We start from the raw sequence: 26,135 nt of genomic DNA, 5'->3' as shown, positions 1-26,135 counted from the left end.
ATTAATAATTAAATGGGGTCGCAAAATCAAAAATAAGGGTAATGATTGTATCACAGTTTAAATGTGCAACAGCTTACCAACATCTCCCCTTACAAATTTAATTATCTGCAAAAGGCTGCCCGTCTAGCTGTTCAGCTTCCTCTCTCTTTGTTGCTGTAATTTGGGTATTGTGAGCCATTGTCTTGGAAAATTCATACATTTCACTGGCTTTTGCTTCCGCGGCTTTCACAATTTCCAGGATTTCCAGGAGTTGGCTTTCATCTGGTAATTGTTTCATGGCAATGCTTCTAATCTCTCAACTACTTTGTCTATCATAATTTTCGATTCAGGAGCCATATGTAGCAAGGCTGCTAAATAATCTCCTGCTTTTTGAACATCTTCATCGGGCACACCAGCCATCAATACATTGCCCACAATGTGCTCTGCTTGTAAGCGAACACCTGATACGCAGAATTGAAAATTACTGATCGAAGAAAAGTATTGCATCAGTATTTCATTCTGGGGAAAAAGAGACATTGCTCTTCTAAGTGCAAAAAGTCCCTGCGTTGCTTGGCGATCGCTATCGTCTAGTACCTGGTAGAGTTCGTCAACCAAAGAGCGTATCTCGGAAGGAATAGACATTTACTACAGTTTTTATTTAACACTTGCATTATACTGCTAAAAGTTACAACAATTCTTTGTAGAAGTCCAATAACTGCTCAGCTAAAGCTTTATTTGTATAATTGCTCATCGCTCTATGATAACCCCGATCGCCCAAATCGGCCGCCAACTCCCGCCGCTCCATCAATTTCTGCAAACACTCTCGCAAAACCCCTGCATTTCCTTCTGGGAATAATAACCCCGCATCGCCGATGACGTGGGGAATTTCCCCGCAGTCGGAACCAATAACCGGAATGTGACAGGCCATCGCTTCAATTAAAACGTGACCGAATTGTTCTTTCCAGCCCACCGTGGTCAGAGTTTTGAATTTATAGCTGGTTTGCGAGGGCAATACCAAACAGTTCATTAAGTTAATGTAAGGGGGAATTTCTTCGTGGGAAACGCTTTCTACCCAGATTATTCGGTCGCTGATTCCCCCTTCAATACATTTTTCGGCGAGGTGCTTCCGCAATTTTCCTTGTCCTACTAACAGCCACTTCCAAGAGCTTTTTTTCAACCCTGCCAAGGCTTCAGCTAAAGTCAACAATCCTTTTTCTTCGACAAATCGACCTACAAATCCTACCACAAAATCGGTCGGTTTAATGCCAAAGCTGCGCGATAAATCAGCGTCTTTACCAGTGGGGCGAAACAAAGTTTCATCTACGCCGAGTTGTGGCATTACTTTTACCGCACCTTGATAGCCCCGCTGCCGCAAAATTTTAGCTCCATCTAGGTTGCCTGCAATAATTCCGTCGGTGTGCTGAAGATTGTAATTTTCTAAGACTGAAACGGGCCAATTCAATTGATAAGGCAGATTCCACCAAGTAAATAATATATTTTTTGCTTGCAGTTTTAGGAGTTTATTGAGTAAGATTAACTGAGCGCAAGCAAGAGATTTTGCACCTTGTTCAACTTGAATTATCTGCGGTTTAATTTTTTGCAGAACTTCAATTAAATCTATACCAAAAGTTAGCAACCCTTGATTGTTTTGACTAAAGTTGGAGACGGGGACTACTTTAAATGAGCCTTTTTCATAAAATTGCGTTTCTATAATTTTATTTTGTACGCCTCCCGGTTTCCAACGCTGCGGCACTACAACTGTTACTTCAATATCGGGTTCTAGGTTGGCTAATATCTTGAATTTTTCCCGATTAATGTCCACAATATAGGTGTGACTAGCCACGAGAATTCTCATTTATTGGGAATGGGGAATGGGGAATGGGGCATGGGGCATTGGGCATTGGGAATGGGGCATTGGGCATTGGGAATGGGGCATTGGGCATGGGGAATTGGGAATGGGGAATTGGGAATTATTGAGCGTTAATCTTGTCTTGATGGGTGTAAGTTTGTCCATCATTCCACAGAGATTGAATTAGTGTATTTATAGCACTGAGAAAACCCAGGATATAAAAAGCAAATCTAGTTATAATTTTAATGGGCGAGTGGCTTTTATAACAAGGTGGATTTCCCCAAACGTGGCAGTCAAACAGTTTGGCAAAAAATCGCAGGCATTGAAAGGCTGTTAAATTTTTCAATCCCATGAGGAAATGGTTGTGATAAAATGTGACTTGATACTCGATCGATCGCGTGCTGACATCGTGACAGCCCCCGCTCTCTTCCCCCAAGTGAACTAAACACGCATTGGGATCGTACCAAATTTTCATGCCAGTCGATCGCAATCTCAAACAAAAATCCGACTCCTCCCGCACCGCACTCCCTGCAAACCGCTCGTCAAACCTCAGCCCGCACTCGGCAAAAACCTGCCGACGAAATGACATATTGCAGCCTCTAGCCGAGAGCACCTGCTGCGGTTTTACTGTATGCACCAAATCGATAAAATACCAGGCAATGCCCGCATCCATAGCTTCTGAGGGCAAATATTCGATCGCCAAATCGCCTCCAGAATTATCCAGTTTCATTCTGTCAAAAACCCTGCCCGCCACACATCCCACATCGGGTTTTTCTAAATAGTTGTCAGCGTGAGCAGCCAAAAAACCATCTGGCAATTGTACATCATCATCAATAAATAAAATAATCTCTCCCACTGCGCGCCGCACTGCATAATTTCGAGCAGCCGGCAAACTCGCCCAATCTACTCTAAACCAGCGAATTTTGCCAGCATTTGCCAATTCCTCTAAATAAACTTGAGTTTCTGATTCGTGGGTGCGAGTTTGATCGATTACCAGCACTTCAAAATTCGGGTAATTTTGCCCAATCGCATCAGCCAATGTCTCTCGCAGAGGTTGCTCGCGGTTGTAGGTGGGTATCACAACAGAAATCATCATCACACAATTGAGTGAAAATAAAGTTAAGGGTAGGCAGGATACCTGCCCCCCTCGTTATTTTTGGAGAAGTTGATTAAAACTCGAAATTAATAGTTAGAAATTTTGATTTATGAATTTTGAATTAAAAGATTTCAACTCAAAACTCAAAACTCAAAACTCAAAAGTTTTAGGAATTCCCCCTTTCCATCAGATGGCTATGTGTTGCTGAACGGCTAAAACTAAATTTTCAGTCCAGAAATTAGCCAATTCGGCGCTAGCAGCTTCCACCATAACTCGCATGAGCGGTTCAGTGCCAGAAGCGCGAACCAAAACCCGTCCCTGTTCTCCCATTGCTGTTGTAGCACGTTCGATCGCACTTTGCATTGCCTCGCACTCGTGCCATTTCAGGCGTTTTTCGCGATCGTCCACCCGAATATTCCGCAGCAACTGCGGATAAGTTTGGAAACTGCCACTTACCAATTGTGCCAAAGATTCCCCGGACTGGCGCACCAGCGAAGCCAAATGCAAAGCCGTCAGCAAACCGTCGCCGCTGATACCGTAATGCGGACAAAGAATGTGTCCCGACTGTTCGCCGCCCAACATCGCACCAGTGCGCTGCATTTCAGCGTGAACGTACTGATCTCCGACGTTGGTTCTAGTTAGTTTGCCCCCCAATTCTTCCCAAGCTCGCTCGAAGCCGAGGTTAGCCATTACAGTAGAAATAATTAAATTGGATGGTAACTGTTCGGAGTCGCGTAACTGCCGGCCCCACAGATAAAGAATGTAATCGCCGTCAATCGTTCGACCTTGGTTGTCAACACACAAAACTCGATCGGCATCGCCGTCAAAAGCAAAGCCCAAATCGGCATTGTGTTCCAAAACAGCCGCTTGCAAACTGTCGAGATGAGTAGAACCGCAGTTAACATTAATACGATCGCCATCAGGAGAGTCGTGCAAACAGATAACATCCGCCCCCATTTGCGCGAACACCGCCGGCGCCAAACCCGCGGCCGCCCCCCAAGCCAAATCCAAAACTATCCGCATTCCCTCCAAATTCATCTGTTGCAGCGAATCACAGAGGGAAGTGGCATAATCTTTAACCAACTCAGACCGATGGTAGTGGTGTCCCAAACCCAAGCTAGCAATTGGAACCTTTGCCCCCCGGATTCCCGCTTCGATTTGTTCCTGCAACTGCTGCGACAGCTTGGAGCCGTTTGAGCCGAAAAATTTAATGCCGTTGTCTTCTGGGGGATTGTGAGAAGCCGAAATCATCACTCCGCCGACCGACTCCGAAACGCTTGCCAGATAAGCAACGCAGGGAGTGGGACACAATCCCAAATTCCAAACTTCTAAACCGGCGGCTGTCAAACCCGCTGACAGTGCCATTGCCAGCATATCGCTGGAATTCCTGCTGTCTTGCCCCAAAATCACAGGCCCCTGGTTGGGGGAATTTTGCCGTAGAACTTGTCCAGCCCAGAAGCCCACTTGCAGGGCTAGGGGTGCATTCAGCAATTCTCCAACTTTCCCGCGAATGCCGTCTGTTCCGAAGAGTTTGGTATTGGGCAGGGGGAGGCTATCTCCCACCAGAATCGTATCGCGTTTGACTGGCTGTACCGAGTTAGCAGCCGGAAACTCGCTGCCACGAGGGCGCGAAGGTGTCTGAACCATATTCACTCCTTTAGGAATATTCACACTCACAGTTTGGGTTCATGTTACAACTGAAAGTCTTTATTTTCAGCCTAAACTCCATTTATTTCGTCAATTGCTGAAGCAACTTGCTTTGACAACCTACGCACCAAGCTTAACTTCATCGGAAAAATTTGTATTGTACGCAATGGAAAAACTTTTAGTACCGGGGGCGCCAACGCCAGGAAACCCGGTTTCTTTTTGCCTGCAGGAGTGACGCTGCTGCGGTTTGAGCCTCTCAGCAACTGCGGGTATAGAAGGTTAATGCTGTATTGCCGTATATTTTATGGCGGCAAATTTCTAGGCCGGAAATTGGTTGTGTCGATCGCTCCGGGCTGTGTTCGACGGCCATTTCGCCGAGGAGTGCTAGCATTTCTTGGCTGGCGATCGTGTTTAACACAGGTTCGTACAAGTCGCTGGCGTAGGGCGGATCGAAGTAAATGCGATCGAACTGCTGCCCCGCTAGTGCCGCCAACTTCGCCGTCGCGTTTCCCCGCAGTATTTGGAATGTTTGGGACGAGTCTGCTATTTTCTCCCAGTTTTCGCGGATAATCGCACAAGCTTTCGCCGACTGTTCGATGCCAGTGACACTCGCGGCTTGACGACACAAAGCTTCTGCACCCATCGAACCACTGCCTGTACAAATGTCAAGCCATCTGCAATCTGCGATCGTCCCTTGCCAAATATTAAATAAAGCTTCTCTGACTCGCGAAGGTGTAGGGCGAGTTGCGAGTCCCGGCAGGGTTTTGATTTGGCGATTGCCACTGATTCTTAAAGTCATTTAGGAAGAAGGAAGAAGGAAGTTCGGCAACGGATTCTGTAACGGATGTAACGGATGTAACTCACATCTTGCACCATTCTCAAGAACAGGCAAGATGCCTGTTCCACAAAGAGTAAATTTTCTTGTGGAACAGGCATCTTGCCTGTTCCTAAACAAGTAATTGAGAATGGTGCAACATCTCAGATGTAACGGATGTCAGGAAGAAAGAAGAAGGAAAAAGACTTTTAAAAATGTCAAACCCGGTTTCGGCAATCTACCGGGTTTTTTTTAAGATTCATGCCACCTAAGCAGGTACTTTTTCCCTCACCAGACTGACAAAATTTGACAGCATTTGCAATCCCGTACTCGAAGACTTTTCCGGGTGAAACTGCACGGCCATCAGATTATCTTTAGCTATAGCCGCCGTCACGTTTTGACTACCGTGAGTCACAATTGCCGATCGCACTTCCAAATCAACAGGATCGACATAATAAGAATGCACGAAATAAACCCAAGGATCAGACGGTAAATTTTGCCACAGCGGCAAATTCTGCTGAGTAAATTGCAATTGATTCCATCCCATGTGGGGAATTGTCAAACCCGGTTCCGAGCGAAATCGGCGCACTTTTCCCGCAATAACGCCCAATCCCGGTTCTATGCCTTCTTCGGAACTTTCAAACAGAATTTGCAAACCCAAACAAATGCCTAAAAAAGGTTTTCCAGAGGCGATCGCCCTTTTTATCGGTTCTATCAAATTGCGCGATCGTAAATTCTGCATTGCCGGGTCAAACGAACCCACCCCCGGCAAAACCACCGCATCAGCCTGCTCGATTATAGCAGGAGAATCTGTAATTTTTGGCACTGCACCCACATTTTCCAAGCCTTTACAGACTGAGTGCAGATTGCCCATGTCATAGTCTACTACTGCAATGACAGACATTGACTTACTTGCCTTATATGATCGATATCAGTATTATTGCATACAATTAGTCATTAGTCATTAGTCATTAGTCATTAGTCATTAGTCATTAGTCATTAGTCATTAGTCATTAGTCATTAGTCATTAATCATTAGTCATTAGTCATTAGTCATTAGTCATTAGTCATTAGTCATTGGTCATTAGTCAACTGTTAACAGTCAACAGTCAACTGTTAACAGTTAACAGTCAACAGTCAACAGTTAACAATCCCCCATCATTTATGACAACCAAAATCCTGCTGACCTCATTTGATACTTGGCTTCCCCATCAGAAATCCAACTCCTCCGACGACTTATTAGCCAAGATTTCCCAGATAAAATCTTTGCCTGATTCCCTGACTTTTTTGAGGAAACTGCCAGTAGATTTTCAGCAAGCACCGAATTTGGCGATCGCCGAAATCAACCAACTCCAACCCGATACTATTATCTGCTGTGGCATGGCCGAAAGTCGGCAAAAATTAACCGTAGAATCCTGCGCTTGCTGCGATCGCGACATTCTGAAAACAGCAGTTAATCTCGAACCGCTAGTCGCTGATTTAGCCGCAACAGAAATCAGTCACAAAGCCGGGAAATTTGTTTGCGAAGCCCTATATTATGCGGTTTTAAAACACCTTGCAGATTCTCAACTTAGCACCAAATGTATTTTCGTACACGTACCAATTTTGACAGAAGAAAATGCCGACAAAATTGTCGCCGATTTTTTATTAATTATACGCCGCTTAACTACACGCAGAGACTAGAAACCGGGTTTCTGGGTATACAGCATATTCCATGTATATGTGGTACACACGATCGCGGGCGATATCCAGTGTAAGGTGCGTCGCCATCAAACATCTGCAAGTTCTATCCAAGATATAGCAAGCGACGCACCCTACAAACTTAGCGCAAAAACTTATAGAAACCCGGTTTCTGAGATTGAGCGCAGGGGCGAGAAACCGGGTTTATACGAATATTTCTCGTTATTCATCGCCAAAACTCGTAGAAACCCGGTTTCTGAGATGGAGTGCGAAACTAGCAACTGCCAAGTCTTTAGCCGCCGTAATTCCAACCGGTGCTTTCTAGCAGCAACGGATTGCCTTCTCGGTGGACGCCGGCTGCCAAAACTTCTCCCACATAAACCGTGTGATCCCCGTGTTCCACACCCCCGACAACTTTGCACTCGATGTAACCCAGAGAATCCGAGATAATCGGACAACCAGTTTCCGGGCCCGGATAAAATTCTACATCCTCAAATTTATTGCCAACGCGGCGCTGCTGCTTGAAGAATTTCTGGGCTAATTCTTTCTGTCCCGCTTCTAGGAAACTCAAAGCAAAGACACCGCTGGCTTTGATCATGGCGTGGGATTTGGAGTCTTGCTTGACGCAGTTGACAACTAAGGGAGGGGTAAAGGAAGATTGCATCACCCAGCTAGCGGTGAAACCGTTGACTTCCTCCCCGTCTTTGACACCGCAGATGTACAATCCGTGAGGGATTTTCCGCAAGATGGTCTTTTTAGCTTGTTCGTCTAGCACGGGCTTACCTGTTCGATCGATAATTCTACACCGCTCAGTTTACCAATGTCGGGCCCACAAACCCAACTGTCTTAAGGGCTATTCGCTAATATTGACTTTTTCGATCCCAAAATTGACCAAGAAAAATGGGATACAAGCCCCGTCCTTCTAGGACGGCTTTTCTTGATTTCTAATATACTCTTTCAAAACTTCTAAAGGCGCACCCCCAACAGAAACAGCAAAATAACTAGGACTCCATAATGCTTCTTTGTGGGGTTTTTTGTGTCCAGCCTGTCCGTATCGACGACTGGAAACACCTTTGAGTGCGTTAACTATTTGAGATATCGACAATTTAGGCGGATACTCGATCAGCGTATGAACATGATCGGCTTCCCCGTTGAACTCTAGCACTTGAAAGTTCATTTTTTGGGCTACTTCTCGAAACGACTTTTCAATCAAATCAAGACCTTCGCTCGTGAATACAGACCGACGATATTTTGTTATACATACCAAGTGTATTTTAAGTTGTGTAACAGAATTGCGCTCGCGACGGTAAACTGTTGTCATTACTTACAGACCAATATATAATCAAACTTACAGACCAACATTCAGTATAACCATGAAGGCGAGATTCCGGTACAGATTTTATCCGACGACCGAACAGAGACAGAGCTTGGCTCGGCTGTTTGGCTGCGTCCGCATGGTCTGGAACGACAGTCTGGCTCTCTGTAAACAGTCTGAAAAAAAACCAAGTTCGTCTGATTTGCAAAAAATCGTAATAACCCAAGCGAAAAAGACCGAAGAAAGAGCTTGGCTGAGCGAGGTTTCTAATATTCCTCTACAGCAATCTGTAGCAGACTTAGAAACAGCTTTTAAAAACTTCTTCGATTCCTGCAAGGGGAAGAGAAAAGGTCGTAAGGTTGGTTATCCTAAGTTCAAGAAAAGAACAAATAGCCAGTCGGCCCGATTTAGGATTGGCGGTTTTTCTCTAAAAAATGGCGGTGTCTATTTAGCCAAGATTGGTATTGTAAGCCCAATATGGTCAAGAGAACTTCCATCTGAACCTAGCTCAGTCACGGTAATCAAAGATTGTGCAAATCGTTATTTCCTAAGCTTTGTGGTAGAAGTTCAACCCGTTCATTCTGATGCCAAAAACCAAAGCATCGGAATCGATTTGGGGATTAAAACTTTTGCAGTGATGAGCAATGGTGAAAAAGCCGAAAGCCCTAACTACAAAAAATTAGACCGGAAAGTTCGCAAACTCCAGCGCAAATTAGCTCGTCAACCAAAAGACTCTAAAAGGAGAAACGCAACCCGAATCAAAATTGCTAAGTTGCACAACCGCATTGCCGATGCCCGCAAAGATTTCCTGCATAAATTATCAACCAAAGTAGTCAACGAAAACCAAGTGATTATTTTGGAAGACTTGAATGTATCAGGAATGGTGAAAAACCGGAAGCTTTCACGGGCAATTAGTCAGCAAGGATGGCGAGAATTCAGGACTCTCTGTGAGGCTAAGTCTGAAAAGTTTGGTAGAGAATTTCAGGTAATTAGTAGGTGGGGACCTACTAGCCAAGTTTGTGCGGATTGTGGTTTTAAATGGGGCAAAATTGATTTGTCTATTCGTTCAGTGCTTTGTGTTAGTTGTGGCACTGAGCAAGACAGAGATCAAAATGCTTCGAGGAACATACAAAAAGTCGGGATGGGGAATCGCCACGACTCAAAACGGGCGCAGAGGGATTGTCAGACTACTCCGGTAGCAGAACCCTATGAAGCGTCAAGAATCACCGCGCCTGATAGCCGGTGAGTATTTCAAACCAGTTTTAAGTCAAAATTAACAGCTTACAACTGTCAAGAAACTCCATACTTTTTAAACCAATCTTGCATCCGTTTCCAACCATCCTCAGCTTCTTTTTTCCGGTAACTGGGGCGATAGTCGGCGTTAAAAGCGTGTGGCGCATCTGGATAAAGCACTATTTCGGAACCGCTGCTGCCAGTTTTGAGAACTTCCTGCATTTTCTCAACTGTATCGTTGGGAATTGACTGGTCTTTGCCCCCGTAAAGCCCCAATACGGGCACTTTCAAACTGGCTGCAATGTCGATCGGCTGTTTGGGAGTTAAATCCGTAGAATTGCCCACCACACGCCCGTACCAAGCTACTCCTGCTTTGACTTTCGGGTTGTGAGAAGAGTACAGCCAAACAATTCTGCCACCCCAGCAAAATCCTGTAATTCCCAACTTATTAGTATTGCCTTTTCCTGACTTTTGTGCCCACTCTACAGTTGCATCTAAATCGGACATAACTTGAGCGTCAGGAACTTTCGAGACAACTTTACTAATAATTTCTTTAACCTCGGTGAGTTTAGAAACATCACCTTGACGGGCAAACATTTCTGGGGCGATCGCTAAATAACCTAATTTTGCCAAACGGCGGCAAATATCTTGAAGGTGCGCGTGAACTCCGAAGATTTCTTGAATTACTAAAATTACTGGAAAATTGCTGCCGCTGGCGGGCATTGCTCTGTAGGCTGGAATTGAGCCGTCTTTTACGGGAATTTTTACCTCACCTGCAACTAAACCAGCAGCATCCGTATTGATAACGGCAGCCGCAATAGGATGAACTGCTAAGGTAAATCCGGCGCTTAATGCGGTGACAATGATAAATTGTCTGCGAGTTAAATCTTTCATTTGTGATTTGGTTATTGGTTATTGATTATTAGTTTTTCTTCTGTAGGTTGGGTTGAGGAACGAAACCCAACACTCATGAATTGGATGTTGGGTTTCGTCCCTCAACCCAACCTACTACTGACTACTACTGACTGACTACTGCCAACTGCCAACTGACTAATGACGGAAAAGCCGATCGTGCTCTGGATGGTACAAGCGCGATCGCCCTTCTGCTGATTTTCCCAACGCCGGACTAATAACATACATTGTCGTTCTGATCAAATTATTTTCGCGCGTAGCAACTGCCATTTTGTCAAGGGGAACTAGCACAATTTTTTCATCGGGCCAGCCCAACCGATAACAAATCGCTACAGGCAAATCCGATGGGTAATGTTCCATCAATTTAGCTTGAGCTTTTTCGACATGGCGGGCGCTCAAATACAGGCACAAACTCGCTTGATGAGCCGCTAAACTCGCCAATTCTTCGCGATCGGGTACTTCGGTTCTGCCGCTAATTCGCGTCAAAATAATTGTCTGCACAACTCCCGGAACTGTCAACTCAATTTTAAGTTTAGCCGCCGCAAGTTGGAAAGCGCTAATTCCTGGGATTACCTCAAAAGCAATTCCCTCGGAGGCCAAAGCTTGCATTTGTTCCCCGACGGCCCCGTAGAGACAGGGATCACCGGAATGGAGGCGGACGACGCTTTTACCATCGCGCACTCGTTGCACCATCAAAGGTACAATCTCTTCGAGGGTCTTATCCGCAGTTTGGATCACTTCAGCATCTGCGCGTACCCCCTGCAAAATTTGCTCTGGCACTAGCGAATCAGCAAATAATATGACATCGGCTGCAGCCAGTAATTTTTGAGCCTTAACAGTCAACAAATCGGGGTCTCCCGGGCCTGCACCTACAATGTATACCCCTGGAACTAGGGCTTCAATCTCTGTCAAACTCATTGCTGCTAACAAATTTGCTAAATTTACGGACGCTTCCGGATGTACCTATTTTGGTTGGAAGTAATAGATGGTAGATGCACCCTGGTTTTGAACCCTAGAGACTAACCTCTCTGGGGTTTTTTATTGATCCTCTGGCAATTTCGGAGTGATCTTTGCCCGATCGCTATTGGGGGAGACAACATCGGGTAAAGGTCGATCGAGCAAATAAAGCCAAGCTAACCCGCCCAACCCTAACACAATCCCAGTCAAGCTTACCATCTGTGCCGTCCGCAGCGGCCCGAACATCAAACTATCAGTCCGCAACCCTTCAATCCAGACTCTACCGGAACTGTAAGCCGCGATATAGATCAAAAATAAAGCACCCGTTTTCAAGCTAATTTTGCCCTGCACATCGCGAAAAAATAAACTCAGAAGCAACCCAAATACTGTCAAATTCCACAGGGATTCGTAGAGAAATGTGGGGTGGAAGTATTCAAAATTAGCGTAGGCGGGCGGGCGGCTGTTGGGCGGAATATAGAGTTTCCAAGGCAAATCCGTAGGACTGCCAAAAGCTTCGGAGTTAAAGAAATTTCCCCAGCGTCCGATCGCCTGACCGAGAATTGCCGAAGGCGCGATTAAATCTGCCAATTGCCAAAAAGAAACTCGCTGAATTTTCGCAAAAATTAAAGCTGCGATCGTGCCACCCAAAATCGCCCCGTGAATGGCAATTCCGCCTTTCCAAATCGCAATAATATCTTCAGGCCTCTGGGCGTATTGCTGCCACTCGAAAGCCACGTAATAAATTCGAGCACAGGGAATAGCGCCCAAAACCAGCCAAATTGCCAAATCACCCAATAATTCCGGGTTGACGCGGCGTTTTTGAGCTAAGTATTGGGACAGACTGACCCCAATCAAGACGGCCGAAGCTATCAACAGCCCGTACCAGCGGATGGCTACGGGGCCAAGTTCAAAGATAATTGGGCCCGGCGATGTAAATTGAAACGCTAAGGGCAGCGCAAGAATATTTAGCACCATAAAAGTTGCATTAATTGTGATGGAAAGCTGTCAAATTTGCATACCCTTGAACAAACTCCAGAGTTTATTTTAGGGGGCGGCGGTCATTTACACGCAATATTTGGGGAATTTTGCCAAAAATTAACTTTGTTGGGGACATTTGTGTCTGGAGTTTTCTTTGTGAGTCCACAATAATATCCCCCCTAACCCCCCTTAAAAAGGGGGGAACCGGATTATTCTCAAAGTCCGCCTTCTTAAGGGGGATTTAGGGGGGATCGAGACTTCGCCTTCTGGAGGATTAACGGCAGGTTTGGTCTAGAAGTTTTAATATAGAGGGTGGCTTTAAATTTTCTGATGACTTATGTCTCCTACTTCCGTTTCTCAGGTGTACTCTTCTGGTAATTCCAAGGGTGCGAATCAGTCTCGCAAGACTGCTGCTTTGGCTGTTGAGTCGGGTAAAATTCCGCCCTTGTTGGGGGCGAGTTTAGCTGAGTTAACGGAGTGGGTGCAGCAGCAGGGACAACCGGCTTATCGCGGAAAGCAGTTGTACCAGTGGATTTATGAGAAAGGTGCCCGATCGATCTCTGATATTTCTGTATTCTCGAAACAGTGGCGCGAGACTGTTGCTAAAATCCCGATCGGGCGATCGACTATTCACTATCGATCGGTCGCACCAGACGCCACGGTAAAGTATCTCTTAAAATTGGCAGACGGTCAAATCATTGAAACAGTCGGCATTCCCACCGATAAACGACTGACTGTGTGCGTCTCAGCCCAAGTTGGCTGCGCGATGGGCTGCGACTTTTGCGCTACCGGAAAAGGCGGTTTCAAGCGCAATTTAGAAAAACACGAAATCGTCGATCAAGTCTTGACAGTACAACAAGATTTCGGCCGCCGAGTCAGCCACATCGTATTTATGGGTATGGGCGAACCCCTGCTGAATTTCGATAATGTTGTAGCTGCTGTCAAGTGTTTGAATCAAGATGTAGGAATTGGACAGCGAAACATCACCATTTCTACAGTAGGAATTCGCAATCGCATCAGCCAACTAGCCGAACATCAACTGCAAGTTACCCTCGCCGTCAGCCTCCACGCTTCCAATCAAAGATTGCGCGAAGAGTTAATTCCTAGCGCCCGCCCTTATCCTTTGGGTGAATTAATCGCAGAATGTCGGGAATATGTGCGATCGACTGGGCGCAGATTGAGTTTTGAATACGTACTTTTAGCAGGTGTGAATGACTTGCCGGAACACGCAGCCGAGTTAGCAACTCACTTGCGCGGTTTTCAGTGTCACGTCAATTTGATTCCTTACAATCCGATTCAGGAAGCTGAATATAAGCGACCGACTCCCAATCGAATTAACAGTTTCGTTGCGACTTTGAAGGAAAAGAAAATTGCAGTTAGCGTGCGGTATTCTCGCGGCTTAGAGGCAGATGCAGCCTGCGGACAATTGCGGGCTTCCGAGGTTTAAGTTTCAACAATTATGACTTATGAGTGCTAGTAAAATTATTTTACTAGCACTCATAAGTCATAATTGTAAATACTTAAGCTCAATCTTTAAGACAATTAAATTGTTAATATAAGTTTTTAAATATGGAACATGACAGCATAGAATATGAATTAAAAAATGAGCCTAGCCTCAAGCTTTTAAGAACTGACAACGCACCATTAATTATCAGTTTTTTGTATCGCCAGTTCAAGTCTTCAAATCAGATTACCGTTTCCCAATCAGAACTCGTAGAAAAACTTGAAAATTATTTAGAGAATCTGTGCGAACACGAACCGGAACGATATTGTGGGAAAGCACAAACTTACCTGGACACCTGGTGCAATAGCGATCATCAGTTCTTGAAGAAATATTATTTAACAAAAAATGACGATCCGGTTTTTGAACTTGCACCGGGTACTAATCGGGCGATTGGTTGGCTGGAAGATTTGAAAAGGAGAGAGTTTATTGGCACTGAATCCCAGTTTTTAGAGATATTTGCACTTCTCAAAGAAATTGTCACTAAAAGTACAGAAGATCCAGAAGTGCGTTTGGAGGAATTAGAAAAACAAAAAGCAGCAATTCAGAAAGAAATCGACACCATCGAACAAACTGGTGAGGTTGAGCGCTACAGCGAAGCTAAGCTCAAAGAGTGGTTTCTTAAAGCTAATGATGTGGCGCGTCGGCTGCTTGCTGACTTTGGAGAAGTCGAGCAAAATTTTAAAGCAATCACGGACAAAGTGAAAAAGGCACAGCTAAAAGAGGAGGGGGGAAAGGGGTTAGTTGTCGCACAGGTAATTGACGCGGATGAAGAAATTAGAAAATCCGATCAGGGGCGTAGCTTCTATGCCTTCCGAAATTTTATGGCAGATCCTTCCAAACAGGAAGAATTGGAAAAAATGATTGATGGGGTATATGGCTTGCCAGAACTTCAAGATTTGGGTAAAAAAAATCCCCTACTCCGAATAATTAAACGCAGTCTGATTAAAGCTAGCCAAAAAATTATTGACTCTAATTATCGTCTTGCCGAACAGTTGCGAAAAATGCTGGCAGAACAGCATATCGCAGAGAACAGGCGAGTGAAAGAACTGATTTCCCAAATTAAAAAATTAGCACTTACCGTGGTGGATAATCCTCCAGAAACTGAGGAATTTATCTGGATAGAAGGCGACCCGGAAGTGCAAATGGTGATGGAAAGACCGATGTGGAAACCCACAGAACAGCGAATCTTTAAAAGCTACAACTTTAGCGAGGAAAATGTCGATTTATCGACGGATAAACTTGAGGAACTCCGAAATTATTGTTATGTGGATGAGGAAGTATTGAAGCAGCGGATTGCTGCAATGTTGGAAAGTCAACATCAGGTAACGCTAGCTGAAATAATTGAGAGGTATCCGGTGGAAAATGGTTTATCTGAAGTTATTGCTTATTTGGCGATCGCTTCTGGCGATCGAAAACACGCGATCGATGACTCCGCGAGCGATCGCATAGACATCGCCAGTTACTCTGACAAGGAAAACCTCATGCACCTGACACTTCCACAAGTTATTTTCAAAAGATAAGGAGAGTAAATTAATGATAGAAAACGACATTATAGCACCCTACGCACCAGCAATCATCAAATTACTAAAAGGTATTCTGTATGACGATGACAGTGATTGGGGTATGCTATTGAACAACGAACGAAACGTCAAAGAATACTTCGGGAAAATTGGCGTGACACTTTATTTAAATGAAGAAGAAGGGTATGCTTATTTACAGCAGCCCGATCGCGAGGATGAGGACGAGCAAGCAAAACCACTGCCCAGGCTGGTTAAGAGAGTTGCCTTGAGTTGGGAAGTTACGGTACTATGTGTTTTATTGCGCGAGGAATTGCTAGAATTTGAGGCCAGCACCTCTAATTCCACTCGCTGCATTCTGTCTAAATATAAAATTCACGATTTAATGCGTCCGTTTTTTAAAGAGCAAACTAATGACGTACAGCTTGTAAAAAAATTTGACAGTACGATCGATCGAGCCGTCAAGTTGCACTTTTTAAAAGAGTTAAAGGGTATAGAAGGCGAATATGAGGTTCGCCGCATCCTCAAAGCTAAAATTCCCGCTGACAAATTGAAGGAAATCAAAGAAGAGTTAAAAGCGTAGGACAAATCAAATGCTTGAATTTGAACCAGACAATTCCAAAGCTGGATACCGCTTACATCGGCTTGAAGTATTAAACTGGGGAACTTTTCATCAGGGTACGATCGCCCCCGGCGGTTACACTTCCTTGCTCACGGGGGCTAATGGTTCGGGTAAATCGACGTTGGTTGATGCACTGCTGACATTGCTGGTGCCGAGTATAAAGCGGAATTATAACTTGGCTTCAGGTTCAGAAAAGGGAAAGCGAGATCGAGATGAAAAGACCTATGTACTCGGAGCTTACAGCACAATTAAAAGTGAAGATGACCACAAATCTAAACCGAAGTACCTGCGTACCAAAGATGATTATTCAGTTTTACTCGCTTATTTCTATAACAAAGGATGCGAACAGCACGTCACCTTGGCTCAGGTTTTGTGTGTAAAAGAGAAAGTTGAAAAGTTGTTTGTGGTTGCTGCTGGTGAACTCAGCATCGCCGCACACTTTAATAATTTTGAAACTTTCCCAGAATTAAAAAAGCAATTAGCGTCTTTATTTCAACCAAAAATAGAAACCTTTGACACATTTGTTGACTACAGCAAACACTTTCGCAAAACCTTTGGTGTGGAATCTGAAAAAGCTTTCGATTTATTCAATCAGACAGTCAGCATCAAAGAAATTGGAGAATTAAATGAGTTTGTGCGCGGTCATATGCTGGACAAAATTAATGTTGAGGAGGAAATACAAAAGCTAAATAAACATTATGAAAATTTAACCTTTTCTCATGAAAAACTGCAGGAAGCAAAGAAACAGGTAGAGATTTTAAAACCGCTAATTGCTGATTCTGACCAGTACGAAAATGTCCAGGGTAATCTGGATGAATTAAAGGAAGTATTGCGAGTAGTCCCGGCCTATTTTGCTCAGCGTAAAATCGGTTTGTTGCAAACAGTAATGGTAGAGAAACAACAGGAACATACTCAAGTCAACCACGATTTAGTAGAAATAAATGGGGCTTTAAAACGCTTGAAAGAGCAAGAGCTAAATTTAAAAATAGACATTAAAAATGACGATAAAGGACGGCAAATAAAAGATTTAGAACAGGATATTAAGACTTTAGAGGGACAGATATATAATTATATAATAGCAGCCAAAAAATATAATAAAATTGCTGAAGGTATAGGATTTCCAGCTTACAGTGACCGGGATACATTTAATAGTTCTGCAATCCAGGCGGAGGAAAGGCAAAAAACTGTTACCGAAGAAATCACAAAATTAAGAAGTCAACGCGATGAGGAAACAAGTAAGAAGAAACAACGTGAAAATATTTACACTGAGTTAGACAAAGAACTGCAATCTTTAAAACAGCGAAAAAATCAGATTCCCGGTGTAAACGTCCAACTAAGAAAAAAAATATTAACTGCTTTGGAAATTGCTGAGGCGGAAATTGCTGAGGAAGAAATTCCTTTTGTCGGCGAACTGCTGAAGGTAAAGGATGGAGAAGGCGAGTGGGAAGGGGCAATCGAAAAACTGCTGCACAACTTTGGACTGCGACTCCTAGTTCCTGAAAGGCATTACCATAAATTCACTAAATATGTCGATCGAACTAATCTGGGTCGTCGCGTAGTTTATGAGAAACTTTCCACTAAAAATTTACATCAGGAAACTAGAAACTTAGATAAGAATTCCTTGTTTAATAAATTGGATCTTAAACCTGATAATGAATATATTACTTGGCTGACTAATGATTTATTAAACACATTTGGTAGCTGCATCTGTTGTGAAGATTTAGATAGGTTCGAGCGGGAGAATTATGCTATTAGAAAAAATGGCTTGATGAAAAAGGGGAATAGACATGAAAAAGACGATCGCCATCGAATCAACGACAAAAGTCAATATATTTTGGGATGGGACAATTCTGAGAAAATCAAGGATTGTGAAGCTAAATTGCAGGAGTGTCAAGCAGAGATTGATATAGTAAAAAAAGCGATAAAGGAGATTGAAACAGCACAAGAAAAGTGCGAGGAGCAAAAGAAGCTGCTAGAAAAGTTATTGGAATTCAATAATTTTTCTGCGATCGACTGGAAACCGGATGCTAGCAAGAAGCAGAAGCTAGTAGAGCAAAAGCAGGAGTTAGAGGAAAGTTGCGATCGCCTAAATGACTTGAAAATAAGACTAGCTGCTGTCAGCGCTGACATTCAGACAAAGGAAGCAGATAAAACTAGCGCTGACAAAAAAATTGCGGTTCTCGATCGCGATATCGAGCATTACCAACAACAGAGGGAGGAATGCGACAGGCTATCGACATCATGCACATCCGAAAAGATTCAGACTTATACTCCTAAAATTGAAGATAGTCTCAAAAATCCAAATCTGACGCTCCTCAACATCGATCCTTCGGAAGCTGAAGTAAAGGAGTCTTACCAGAGTCAAATAAACGACGCGAGCAAGTTAACTTCTTCTTTGGAAAGAAGCATTGACAAACAGATGGATAGTTACAAGCGAGAGTATCCCGAAGAAACCACCAATGTTGACGCATCATTAGAAGCGCTTCCTGAGTTCAAAAAGATGCTAGCAAGGATAGAAGGAGATGATTTACCAGCACATGAACAAAAGTTTAAAGAACTGCTAGATCGGCAAATTAGTGACGCTATTTCTAATTTTAATGATCTGTTAGAAGACTGGAAAAGTGAAATAGAACAAAAGATTTACGAGATAAATCAATCCTTAAAAGTGATTGAGTATACAGACTCGACTTATATACAAGTCCAATCGGAAATTAACCGAGACAACCAAATTAAGGAATTTAAAAATCAATTGAAGGTGTTGTGCTATCGTGATGTAGGCGTTGAGCAAACTTCTGAAGCTGACGAAGCTAGCTTTGAAAAAATTAAAGACCTGATCGATCGCCTCAAGTCAGATAAGCGGTGGACAGAAAAAGTCACCGATGTGCGTGAGTGGCTTAATTTCTCAGTCAGCGTTAAAAATAAAGATGACCACACTCAGAAGGAATATTACTCCGATTCCTCGGGAAAATCGGGCGGGCAAAAGGCTAAATTAGCCTACACCATTCTAGCGTCAGCTATTGCCCATCAATTCGGATTAGTACAAGATAAAACAAAATCTGAGTCATTTCGTCTTGTGGTCATTGATGAAGCTTTTAGCAAGTTAGATGAAGAAAATGCAAAGTATGCAATGGAGTTATTTAAACAATTAAATCTTCAGCTTCTGGTAGTTACGCCCAAAGACAAAATCTACGTTGTTGAGGATTATGTAGGCTCTGCTTACTATGTTGAAAACAGCCGTGAAGAGAACGACTCCAAGGTTTATAATATATCCCTAGAAAAGCTGCGTCTAAAACAAATGGCTTCCAATTAACTGTGTCTGTTTATGATTACCCCCGAAGAAATCAGAAAAAAAGCCGATCGACTTTATATTCCCTTCCTGAAATCCTTGCTCCTGGGAGAACCTTTTTTCCCGCTAGATTGGCCCTGCGGCAAAATTCCCTACGACGACTACCAGGAACTCAAAGAAGCCGTACAGCAACTTCTGAAAGGCTCAAAAGAACACGCTGGCTGCGGGTATCAAGTAGAGCTGATACAGCGGAAAAATCGCAAATACGGTATGCAGTCGCTGCCATCCCGAATTACATTTGAAACAGAGACAGATTATCTCAAATTCCTGAATAAGGAACCTGAAGTTGCTGATTTTAAACAAGTTGTAGCAAGGATTAGAAATGAAATTCCTGATTTGAATATCTGGCTCAATCAAAATCCTCAAAAAGTAATCAATCACTTAGGAAAATGGGAGAATTTATTGCCTGTATGCTTGTATTTTCAGAACCATCCCAAACCTCAGCTTTATATTCGCGAACTACCGATAAATGTTCACACTAAGTTCATCGAACAAAATAAAGGTATTCTAAATGAATTGCTGTCAGCTATCCTGCCAGATGATGCTATTAATCAAGAAGAAAATGATTTTGAAAAGCGATTTGGTTTGCGATATGCTGAGCCATCGGTAACTATCAGAGCTTTGGATCAAAACCTACAGGTGAAGTATGGCATTAGCACCTCGGAGATGAGCATACTCATTTCTGATTTTGAACGTCGCAATCTTCAAGGATACCGCTTTATTATTACTGAGAATCTGATGAATTTTCGCACTTTGCCTGATTTAACCAACAGCTTTGCGCTGTGGGGAAAGGGGTTTAATGTAGCTATTTTAAAAGATGTTGAGTGGCTAAGGCATTGCCAAATAATTTACTGGGGCGATTTGGATGCCCAAGGGTTCCAGATTCTTTCGCAGTTAAGGTCTTATTTTGATAAAACAATTTCTGTTATGATGGATCGAGAAACTTTCGATACATTTCAGGAATCTGCTGTGCCGGGTAAATTGTGCAAGGTTGCTAACTTATTTTACCTGACACCGGAGGAGCATGATTTATTTGCTGATTTATCCAAGCAAACAATTCGTTTAGAACAGGAAAAGATACCGAAGGATTTTGTAATTTGCAGGTTGAATAATTTGACCTATCGGTAATATCGTTTCCCGTGGCATCGGAATCATATATTTGGATGAAATCGCGTGATCCCCGCTCGCATTACCTAATTCCGATGCTACCGGAGATAATATAAGCCCACATAAAAGAAACAGCTCTTTACAAGCGTTTAACAAGTATCCACCGCAACTCTAACGGCGGTGTTTGTTGCACCGAAAATAAATCGCGCCCGCTGGCCCAACTGACAAACCAAGGTGTCGGCGGCCATGCAGATTCAGGCAAATGTTTTTGTTCGTATTCAATCACAGATTCATCAGAAATAATTTCTAACGGCAAACCCTCTATTGCTGCTTGCAATTCTTGTCGGGTAATCAGATAAGACCAACACAATTCAGACATTTGTTTGGCCATCTCGTCGGGTTCGTACCCATCTACAGCTAAGAAAGTGCTGAATAAGATAAACCCGCCGCTTAAAACAGCATCTGACATTTTGCCCAGGAAAAGACGAATTTGTTCGGGGTAGCGGAAATGAGAGAGAACTTCGGTAGCAATGGCTAATTTGTACCTATAAGTTTTCATTCTCAATAATGGGTCTAAAACGTCGCCTTGGGTGACATTTATCGGCAAGTTTTCGGCGGTTGCTGCTGCTGATAGTTTCTCGGCAAATATGGGTGTTAGTTCGATCGCATCCACGGAATGGCCTAACCTTGCTAAAGGCAGACTATTGCGCCCTGGGCCCGCACCTACATCTAAAATAGGTGCTTTTCCCGGTTCGCCTAATTCGGCGGCAATGGCGATGACTTTGGCATCGGGATGGCTGCCGAATAAAGGTTCGGGGCGAATATCCGGCCAGCTATGATATTTCTGGGCCATTGATTCGACTTGAATCTTGGTATTCAGAGTAATGCCGCCGGCTAAACCGGTTTGGGAATTAGCAGGAAAATATGAAACTATTAGATTAGCGTGGGGGGAATTTTTGAATCCTTCTGCTAAGGCGTTGGCGATTAATGTTCGCAAGTTTTCAGCTTGGGCAGCGTCGATGTTTTGTCCGAGAATGTTTAAGAAGTCTGACAGTAATTTAAGATAGTCGTCTAGCATCGATGGCAAGCAAGGCAGATAGAATTCTCCCTTGAGGCCGATGCTCTTTTTGAGCCTTTCTTTGAGAATTAATTTCAGGCGATTCGAGTCTGTCAGCGGCGGGCCTGTTTCGGGTGATTCGCTGACGGGCAATTTGGGGATAGATGCGGCACTGGTGAGGTTTTTAGTCACAATAGTTTCGATTAGATTCGGCAATAAGTGCGATCGCACCGAGCATAATCTTGTGCTCTTGCACCTGAATTCGAGCGTGCAGCGTTTCTGCGGTATCATCAGGCAATACGGGCACCGCAGCCTGCATTAAAATCGGCCCGCTGTCTACTTCTAAACGGGCAATATGCACCGTACATCCGGTGATTTTAACCTTGGCGGCCAGTGCTTGCTCGACGGCGCGAATTCCTGGGAAACTCGGCAGTAAGCTGGGGTGAATGTTAATAACGCGATCGGGAAAAGCATCAAACAAAACTTCGGTAACAATTCGCATCCAACCCGCCATCACTACCCATTCTACATCATACTCTTGAAAAGTTTTGACAATTTTTGTATCTAATTCTTCGCGGCTTTTGCAGTCGCGGTGATTGAGCAGAATCGAGGGAATGCCGTATTTCTCGGCTCTGGCTGCGGCTTTGGCTTCCGGATTGTTGTAAATTAATACTGGGATTTGAGCGTTGAGCTCTTTGTTTTGGATGGCTTGGGCAATTACCTCGAAGTTGCTGCCGCTTCCTGATGCTAAAACTCCTAATTTTAATGGAGGATGAGCCGGAGCGAGCGCACTTTTGCCAATCTCAGGAGAAATCAGGCAGGCATGGGAATTAACAGATACGGGATTAGCGGTCATTCGATTTTAGATTTTAGATTTTAGATTTTAGATTTGGGATTGATCCCAGGGATAAATTCGGGGGCTTGAGGATTTTAGATTTTAGATTGGGGATTGATTCCACGGATAAATCACGTGGCGGGTACCATCAAGAAATTCGCTTGTCATAAAGATAAAAACTATTCACTCGTATTCTACTATAGAGGTAAAGGGTAAGGTTTGCTTCGGCGCACTCTACATGGAGATATTGCGTAAGTCCTAAGTATATTTTATTTTGTCACTTACTGATTCAACCCTATTCTACAATATTCTCAAAAAACTCTTCCCTGAGAATCGAATAAAGTTTGAGATCCCAATATCTGTCTTTCACAAATAGGTGCTGTCGCAATACCCCTTCCAATTGCATCCCCACTTTTTCCATCACGCGAGCCGAAGCAATATTGTTAACCTCACATCGAGCCATAATTCGATTCAGCAACATCTCCCGAAAGCCAAATTCAATAACTGCATTAACAGCCTCGCTCATGTATCCTTCTCCCCAATACCTCCTAGAAAGTGCGTAGCCAATTTCCGCGCGGCTGTGCGTCATGCTCCATTCCACAAATCCGCAAGTCCCGATAAACTTTTTCTCGGCTTTGTGGACAATCCCCCAATCTACAAGCTCTCGTCTTTTGTACATTTTAGTAAGTGACCTGAGAAAGTATTTAGTGTCTTCGAGCGAGGTGTGAGTTGACCACATTGTGTATTGTGATACTTCGGGGTTTGAGGCATACTCAAACATATCGCTCGCATCGTTTAAAGTAATTTTTCTGAGCAGGAGCCTTTCAGTTTCTATAGTGGGTAAATTGGCTAATATATCGAGAAGATTCATTGTGAAATTGACCTATATTGTGATACCATTTAAAACTAAAAGCTAAAATTTACAAGCCAATGGTTCCGATTAAATTTGGGCGTTTTAACTGGTTAGATAATGATTCGATCGCAGCTTGGACTTTCCTGGCCCCAGCTTTGCTGTTTCTGGGTACTTTTTTGATTTGGCCGATCGCCTATTTATTTTACCTCAGCTTTACCAGCGGCAGCTTTACCCAGTCGGGAGTGCGTTGGATTGGCTTCAACAACTACTGGCGTCTAGTCACTAACCCGGATTTCTGGCAAATTCTCCAAAATACGCTCTATTTTACTACTGCAACAGTCATTCCCAGTTTAGTGATTCCATTGGGCTTAGCAGTTTTGCTAAATCGCTCGTTTGCTTGGCGAGGAGCTCTCCGCACCGCTTATTTTATTCCTTCGATTACCTCTTTAGTTGCAGTTGGCTTGGGTTGGCGGTGGTTGTTTCAAACGGAAGGCCCGGTGAATAATGCCCTAAGTGCGATCGGCTTAAATCCAATTCCTTGGCTGAGTAGCACAGTTTGGGCAATGCCTGTGATCATTCTGCTCAGTGTTTGGAAACAATTAGGCTTTAATATGGTAGTATTTTTAGCAGGATTGCAAGCAATTCCGGTAAATCGTTACGAAGCCGCAGAATTGGATGGAGCTAATGCTTGGCAGCAATTTTTGTACATCACTTTACCCGGTTTGCGGCCGACTTTAGTATTTGCTACTGTCACTACTGCTATTTTTACCCTGCGGAGTTTCGAGCAAGTTTACGTCATCACCGGCGGCGGCCCTTTGAACTCTACTAATTTGCTAGTTTATTATATTTACGAGCAAGCTTTTTCGCAATTTGATTTTGGCTATGCAGCCGCTGCGGCAACTTTCCTGATGGCTGTAGCTTTGATATTAGTCTATTTACAACTAAAAGTTTGGGGCGAAGATACTTGATTAGCTAGGGGTATGGGGTATGGACACGGCAATGCCCCTTGGTGTTAAGTTAACGTCCAAATTTACCAGTATTTTGTCCATCTAATAAGTCTCTCGATCCCCCCTAACCCCCCTTAAGAAGGGGGGAAAAAGAGCGTCAAAGTCCCCCTTCTTAAGGGGGATTTAGGGGGATCTAATTTCGGCTATAAACGAGAGATACAAAGGATTTGAAACTTAAATAGACACTAAGGGTTCATGCCGTGTCCGTACAAATAAAATGTGCAATTAACTAGATTCACCATTACCAATTCCCAATTTTATATTCCATGTGCTCTGCTGTTTGTTCAGCTTGTGCTCTACCCAAAAGTTTGCCGACAACGTGCAAAGACATATCAATTCCCGCAGCAATTCCCCCAGAAGTGATGATTTTGCCATTATCTACAAATCGCTGATTTTCGATAATAGTTGTGTTGGGCGCTAATTTTTTCAATAAATCCAATGCCTGATGGTGGGTAGTTGCTTCCAAACCTTCCAACAAACCAGCTTTTGCCAAAAGCAGCGAACCCGTACAGACAGAAAGCACTAATTCTGCTGTTTGCGAACAATCTTTTATCCAGTTAATAACTGCTGAATTATCGATTAACTTTCTTGTACCTTGTCCTCCCGGTACAATTAAAATATCCGGTGGCGGACAATCGGAAATCGTGCAGTGGGGATTTACACTCAAACCATTACGGGCGTTGACAGCACCGGAATGTTCGGCTACGGTAGAGACTGCAAAAGGTCGCTCGCCCTTACTTAATTCTGATGTCACCGAAAACACTTCAAAAGGCCCGGCAAAGTCCAGTACCTCGACATCATCGAACATTAAAATAGCTACGTTCCTAGTTGCCATAAGACCTACTTCTGATAGAGGCAAAAAATCTCGGCGATTTGTTATCGTAGAACTGGTATAATTTAAATTATTAAAGCTATGCCGAAAAAGATTCGCCATCGCGCCCTAACATTCTGTCTTTTATGTCTGGCTTGCGCCTTAGCAATTGCTGTTGCGCCAATTGTCACGCCCGCTCAATCCACAACTCAATTAGAGTTTCGCATTACTCAATTAGAAAGGCAAATTTCTGAACTCAGGGGACAAATCTACAGCTTGCAGAACCAAGGTTCTAGAGTTAACAGGCCTCAGTCTCCTTCCGGTTCTGGTCGGACAAATCCTCGAACGCTGTCGGGAGACCCGATGTTTGACAATTTAGCAACTTTGGCAATTGAAACTAAGCAAGATGTTATTAAAATTCAAGAGCGATTGTCAAAGCTAGAAGCGTCGAGAAATCGGTAGAGAAGGAAGAAGGAAGGCACGACACGGATTTTGACACGGATACACGGATGAATTATTGAGCAAAAGTCGGGAGTCAGAAGGAAGAGGGAAGAGGGAAGAAGTCAGTAGTCATTAGTTAGAAGAATGAAGTCATATTCTCGCCAACTCAAAACTCTCTGCCTCTCCCCCTCTCCTTCTCTCCTATTCTCCGACGTTGAGGTCGAGAACAGCAGGGTCTGCTAAAAGTTAACTTGCAGAACTATTCAATGATATGGAAATAAAAGGCTGCAACCACAAAATTGATGGCTAACAACAACAGAAACCAGCCTGCGCGAAATGTGTAAGGGAATTTGCCCGTTTTCATCACGGAGTCGGATTTTAATTGGTTCTTCGCTATCTCTGGCATAGGTAAAGCTCCTAATTGATAATGTCACTCTCTTTACAAATAGCAGAGAGCGTCGCACTTATGCACAATCCTCTAGAGTTATTTTTTTTGACACTGATACTTTTAATTCAGACAATCCCCGACAATCGGCGAAAATCTTCAGATAGCACACTCATCAGATACGTCTGAGA

General features: G+C 43.6%; 27 protein-coding genes. 10 read left to right on the top strand and 17 right to left on the bottom strand.

All coding sequences use genetic code 11. The features are described from left to right. Window positions 1-97: 97 nt before the first annotated feature. From QT990_RS30840 to hpsO, 3 genes are read right to left on the bottom strand one after another with little or no spacing between them, the layout of a single operon-like run. Window positions 98-277 carry a hypothetical protein gene (locus tag QT990_RS30840; RefSeq protein ID WP_333146304.1) on the bottom strand — a complete coding sequence of 60 codons (180 nt, stop codon included), beginning with the start codon at window positions 275-277 and terminating at the stop codon, window positions 98-100. After that, complete coding sequence (locus QT990_RS30835) at window positions 274-621, bottom strand: hypothetical protein (protein ID WP_333146302.1); 348 nt, start codon at window positions 619-621, stop codon at window positions 274-276. The genes QT990_RS30840 and QT990_RS30835 overlap by 4 nt, the downstream gene beginning before the upstream one ends. 43 nt (window positions 622-664) lie before the next feature. Continuing rightward, window positions 665-1,834 (bottom strand): hormogonium polysaccharide biosynthesis glycosyltransferase HpsO, encoded by a 1,170-nt coding sequence (gene hpsO, locus QT990_RS30830; RefSeq protein WP_333146300.1) that lies wholly within the window; start codon window positions 1,832-1,834, stop codon window positions 665-667. Between hpsO and QT990_RS30825 the strand changes: the two genes are divergently transcribed. Beyond that, window positions 1,811-1,963: a hypothetical protein gene (locus QT990_RS30825; RefSeq protein ID WP_333146306.1), complete on the top strand. Its 153-nt coding sequence runs from the start codon at window positions 1,811-1,813 to the stop codon at window positions 1,961-1,963. The genes hpsO and QT990_RS30825 overlap by 24 nt on opposite strands. Here the strand turns inward: QT990_RS30825 and hpsN are convergent. The 4 genes from hpsN to hisH all read right to left on the bottom strand — a co-directional run bounded on the left by hpsN (window position 1,950) and on the right by hisH (window position 6,289). After that, on the bottom strand, window positions 1,950-2,924 hold the full coding sequence (gene hpsN, locus QT990_RS30820) for a hormogonium polysaccharide biosynthesis glycosyltransferase HpsN (protein WP_333146298.1): 975 nt from the start codon (window positions 2,922-2,924) through the stop codon (window positions 1,950-1,952). The genes QT990_RS30825 and hpsN overlap by 14 nt on opposite strands. A gap of 186 nt (window positions 2,925-3,110) precedes the next feature. Next, window positions 3,111-4,571, bottom strand: a complete 1,461-nt coding sequence (gene glmM / locus QT990_RS30815; RefSeq protein ID WP_333146296.1) for a phosphoglucosamine mutase — start codon at window positions 4,569-4,571, stop codon at window positions 3,111-3,113. A 256-nt stretch (window positions 4,572-4,827) separates the two neighbouring features. Further along, window positions 4,828-5,370 carry a 16S rRNA (guanine(966)-N(2))-methyltransferase RsmD gene (rsmD, locus tag QT990_RS30810; protein WP_333146293.1) on the bottom strand — a complete coding sequence of 181 codons (543 nt, stop codon included), beginning with the start codon at window positions 5,368-5,370 and terminating at the stop codon, window positions 4,828-4,830. A gap of 283 nt (window positions 5,371-5,653) precedes the next feature. Beyond that, the gene (hisH, locus tag QT990_RS30805) at window positions 5,654-6,289 is read right to left on the bottom strand and encodes an imidazole glycerol phosphate synthase subunit HisH (RefSeq protein ID WP_333309351.1); all 636 of its coding nucleotides are present in this window, start codon (window positions 6,287-6,289) and stop codon (window positions 5,654-5,656) included. A 259-nt stretch (window positions 6,290-6,548) separates the two neighbouring features. Between hisH and QT990_RS30800 the strand changes: the two genes are divergently transcribed. Beyond that, window positions 6,549-7,067, top strand: coding sequence for a pyroglutamyl-peptidase I family protein (locus QT990_RS30800; RefSeq protein WP_333309373.1), 519 nt, complete (start codon window positions 6,549-6,551; stop codon window positions 7,065-7,067). 289 nt (window positions 7,068-7,356) lie between these two features. Here QT990_RS30800 and QT990_RS30795 read toward each other — a convergent pair whose 3' ends face one another. Both QT990_RS30795 and tnpA read right to left on the bottom strand, forming a co-directional pair. After that, window positions 7,357-7,839, bottom strand: coding sequence for a flavin reductase family protein (locus QT990_RS30795; protein WP_333309353.1), 483 nt, complete (start codon window positions 7,837-7,839; stop codon window positions 7,357-7,359). Window positions 7,840-7,986: 147 nt separating this feature from the next. Next, complete coding sequence (tnpA, locus tag QT990_RS30790; protein ID WP_333284512.1) at window positions 7,987-8,385, bottom strand: IS200/IS605 family transposase; 399 nt, start codon at window positions 8,383-8,385, stop codon at window positions 7,987-7,989. Window positions 8,386-8,437: 52 nt separating this feature from the next. On the opposite strand from tnpA, the gene QT990_RS30785 reads away from it, so the two are divergent. After that, window positions 8,438-9,625: a transposase gene (locus QT990_RS30785; protein WP_333309355.1), complete on the top strand. Its 1,188-nt coding sequence runs from the start codon at window positions 8,438-8,440 to the stop codon at window positions 9,623-9,625. A 44-nt stretch (window positions 9,626-9,669) separates the two neighbouring features. Here QT990_RS30785 and QT990_RS30780 read toward each other — a convergent pair whose 3' ends face one another. The 3 genes from QT990_RS30780 to lgt form a co-directional block, all read right to left on the bottom strand. After that, window positions 9,670-10,506 carry a dienelactone hydrolase family protein gene (locus QT990_RS30780; protein WP_333466172.1) on the bottom strand — a complete coding sequence of 279 codons (837 nt, stop codon included), beginning with the start codon at window positions 10,504-10,506 and terminating at the stop codon, window positions 9,670-9,672. A gap of 156 nt (window positions 10,507-10,662) precedes the next feature. Then, window positions 10,663-11,442, bottom strand: a complete 780-nt coding sequence (gene cobM / locus QT990_RS30775) for a precorrin-4 C(11)-methyltransferase (protein WP_333466171.1) — start codon at window positions 11,440-11,442, stop codon at window positions 10,663-10,665. A 120-nt stretch (window positions 11,443-11,562) separates the two neighbouring features. Then, entirely contained in the window at window positions 11,563-12,456 is an 894-nt protein-coding gene (gene lgt / locus QT990_RS30770) for a prolipoprotein diacylglyceryl transferase (RefSeq protein ID WP_333146279.1), read from the bottom strand. A 340-nt stretch (window positions 12,457-12,796) separates the two neighbouring features. Between lgt and rlmN the strand changes: the two genes are divergently transcribed. The 5 genes from rlmN to QT990_RS30745 all read left to right on the top strand — a co-directional run bounded on the left by rlmN (window position 12,797) and on the right by QT990_RS30745 (window position 20,576). After that, on the top strand, window positions 12,797-13,906 hold the full coding sequence (gene rlmN / locus QT990_RS30765; protein WP_333072679.1) for a 23S rRNA (adenine(2503)-C(2))-methyltransferase RlmN: 1,110 nt from the start codon (window positions 12,797-12,799) through the stop codon (window positions 13,904-13,906). A 122-nt stretch (window positions 13,907-14,028) separates the two neighbouring features. Continuing rightward, a complete protein-coding gene (locus QT990_RS30760; RefSeq protein ID WP_333146277.1) occupies window positions 14,029-15,483 on the top strand; it encodes a DUF3375 domain-containing protein in 1,455 nt (484 codons plus the stop codon). 13 nt (window positions 15,484-15,496) lie between these two features. Next, window positions 15,497-16,063, top strand: coding sequence for a DUF4194 domain-containing protein (locus QT990_RS30755; RefSeq protein WP_333146275.1), 567 nt, complete (start codon window positions 15,497-15,499; stop codon window positions 16,061-16,063). Window positions 16,064-16,073: 10 nt separating this feature from the next. Then, window positions 16,074-19,412 (top strand): SbcC/MukB-like Walker B domain-containing protein, encoded by a 3,339-nt coding sequence (locus QT990_RS30750; protein WP_333146273.1) that lies wholly within the window; start codon window positions 16,074-16,076, stop codon window positions 19,410-19,412. Between the two features lie 12 nt (window positions 19,413-19,424). Beyond that, window positions 19,425-20,576: a DUF3322 domain-containing protein gene (locus tag QT990_RS30745; protein ID WP_333466170.1), complete on the top strand. Its 1,152-nt coding sequence runs from the start codon at window positions 19,425-19,427 to the stop codon at window positions 20,574-20,576. Window positions 20,577-20,694: 118 nt separating this feature from the next. Here QT990_RS30745 and QT990_RS30740 read toward each other — a convergent pair whose 3' ends face one another. The 3 genes from QT990_RS30740 to QT990_RS30730 form a co-directional block, all read right to left on the bottom strand. Continuing rightward, a complete protein-coding gene (locus QT990_RS30740; RefSeq protein ID WP_333309364.1) occupies window positions 20,695-21,804 on the bottom strand; it encodes a class I SAM-dependent methyltransferase in 1,110 nt (369 codons plus the stop codon). Beyond that, complete coding sequence (gene purN, locus QT990_RS30735; protein ID WP_333309366.1) at window positions 21,797-22,468, bottom strand: phosphoribosylglycinamide formyltransferase; 672 nt, start codon at window positions 22,466-22,468, stop codon at window positions 21,797-21,799. Before purN ends, QT990_RS30740 begins: the two co-directional genes overlap by 8 nt. 274 nt (window positions 22,469-22,742) lie before the next feature. Then, window positions 22,743-23,318 (bottom strand): GNAT family protein, encoded by a 576-nt coding sequence (locus tag QT990_RS30730; RefSeq protein ID WP_333309368.1) that lies wholly within the window; start codon window positions 23,316-23,318, stop codon window positions 22,743-22,745. Between the two features lie 59 nt (window positions 23,319-23,377). Between QT990_RS30730 and QT990_RS30725 the strand changes: the two genes are divergently transcribed. Continuing rightward, window positions 23,378-24,268, top strand: a complete 891-nt coding sequence (locus tag QT990_RS30725; protein ID WP_333309370.1) for a sugar ABC transporter permease — start codon at window positions 23,378-23,380, stop codon at window positions 24,266-24,268. Window positions 24,269-24,548: 280 nt separating this feature from the next. Here QT990_RS30725 and QT990_RS30720 read toward each other — a convergent pair whose 3' ends face one another. Beyond that, window positions 24,549-25,142, bottom strand: coding sequence for a DJ-1/PfpI family protein (locus QT990_RS30720; protein WP_333146259.1), 594 nt, complete (start codon window positions 25,140-25,142; stop codon window positions 24,549-24,551). A gap of 78 nt (window positions 25,143-25,220) precedes the next feature. Between QT990_RS30720 and QT990_RS30715 the strand changes: the two genes are divergently transcribed. After that, a complete protein-coding gene (locus QT990_RS30715) occupies window positions 25,221-25,580 on the top strand; it encodes a hypothetical protein (RefSeq protein WP_333309371.1) in 360 nt (119 codons plus the stop codon). Between the two features lie 238 nt (window positions 25,581-25,818). Here QT990_RS30715 and psaX read toward each other — a convergent pair whose 3' ends face one another. Then, complete coding sequence (gene psaX, locus QT990_RS30710; RefSeq protein WP_333214470.1) at window positions 25,819-25,923, bottom strand: photosystem I protein PsaX; 105 nt, start codon at window positions 25,921-25,923, stop codon at window positions 25,819-25,821. Window positions 25,924-26,135 lie beyond the last annotated feature (212 nt).

This window comes from Microcoleus sp. T3_B1 (genome assembly GCF_036700445.1).
GTDB lineage: Bacteria > Cyanobacteriota > Cyanobacteriia > Cyanobacteriales > Microcoleaceae > Microcoleus.
Note: the sequence above shows the minus strand (reverse complement) of the source record. Positions and strands in the feature narration are given on the sequence as shown.

Coding starts and splice junctions, on each gene's coding strand:
- QT990_RS30840 (WP_333146304.1), bottom strand. CDS start 277: ATGAAACAATTACCAGATGAAAGCCAACTCCTGGAAATCCTGGAAATT.
- QT990_RS30835 (WP_333146302.1), bottom strand. CDS start 621: ATGTCTATTCCTTCCGAGATACGCTCTTTGGTTGACGAACTCTACCAG.
- hpsO (WP_333146300.1), bottom strand. CDS start 1,834: ATGAGAATTCTCGTGGCTAGTCACACCTATATTGTGGACATTAATCGG.
- hpsN (WP_333146298.1), bottom strand. CDS start 2,924: ATGATGATTTCTGTTGTGATACCCACCTACAACCGCGAGCAACCTCTG.
- glmM (WP_333146296.1), bottom strand. CDS start 4,571: ATGGTTCAGACACCTTCGCGCCCTCGTGGCAGCGAGTTTCCGGCTGCT.
- rsmD (WP_333146293.1), bottom strand. CDS start 5,370: ATGACTTTAAGAATCAGTGGCAATCGCCAAATCAAAACCCTGCCGGGA.
- hisH (WP_333309351.1), bottom strand. CDS start 6,289: ATGTCTGTCATTGCAGTAGTAGACTATGACATGGGCAATCTGCACTCA.
- QT990_RS30800 (WP_333309373.1), top strand. CDS start 6,549: ATGACAACCAAAATCCTGCTGACCTCATTTGATACTTGGCTTCCCCAT.
- tnpA (WP_333284512.1), bottom strand. CDS start 8,385: ATGACAACAGTTTACCGTCGCGAGCGCAATTCTGTTACACAACTTAAA.
- QT990_RS30785 (WP_333309355.1), top strand. CDS start 8,438: ATGAAGGCGAGATTCCGGTACAGATTTTATCCGACGACCGAACAGAGA.
- QT990_RS30780 (WP_333466172.1), bottom strand. CDS start 10,506: ATGAAAGATTTAACTCGCAGACAATTTATCATTGTCACCGCATTAAGC.
- cobM (WP_333466171.1), bottom strand. CDS start 11,442: ATGAGTTTGACAGAGATTGAAGCCCTAGTTCCAGGGGTATACATTGTA.
- lgt (WP_333146279.1), bottom strand. CDS start 12,456: ATGGTGCTAAATATTCTTGCGCTGCCCTTAGCGTTTCAATTTACATCG.
- rlmN (WP_333072679.1), top strand. CDS start 12,797: ATGTCTCCTACTTCCGTTTCTCAGGTGTACTCTTCTGGTAATTCCAAG.
- QT990_RS30760 (WP_333146277.1), top strand. CDS start 14,029: ATGGAACATGACAGCATAGAATATGAATTAAAAAATGAGCCTAGCCTC.
- QT990_RS30755 (WP_333146275.1), top strand. CDS start 15,497: ATGATAGAAAACGACATTATAGCACCCTACGCACCAGCAATCATCAAA.
- QT990_RS30750 (WP_333146273.1), top strand. CDS start 16,074: ATGCTTGAATTTGAACCAGACAATTCCAAAGCTGGATACCGCTTACAT.
- QT990_RS30745 (WP_333466170.1), top strand. CDS start 19,425: ATGATTACCCCCGAAGAAATCAGAAAAAAAGCCGATCGACTTTATATT.
- purN (WP_333309366.1), bottom strand. CDS start 22,468: ATGACCGCTAATCCCGTATCTGTTAATTCCCATGCCTGCCTGATTTCT.
- QT990_RS30730 (WP_333309368.1), bottom strand. CDS start 23,318: ATGAATCTTCTCGATATATTAGCCAATTTACCCACTATAGAAACTGAA.
- QT990_RS30725 (WP_333309370.1), top strand. CDS start 23,378: ATGGTTCCGATTAAATTTGGGCGTTTTAACTGGTTAGATAATGATTCG.
- QT990_RS30720 (WP_333146259.1), bottom strand. CDS start 25,142: ATGGCAACTAGGAACGTAGCTATTTTAATGTTCGATGATGTCGAGGTA.
- QT990_RS30715 (WP_333309371.1), top strand. CDS start 25,221: ATGCCGAAAAAGATTCGCCATCGCGCCCTAACATTCTGTCTTTTATGT.
- psaX (WP_333214470.1), bottom strand. CDS start 25,923: ATGAAAACGGGCAAATTCCCTTACACATTTCGCGCAGGCTGGTTTCTG.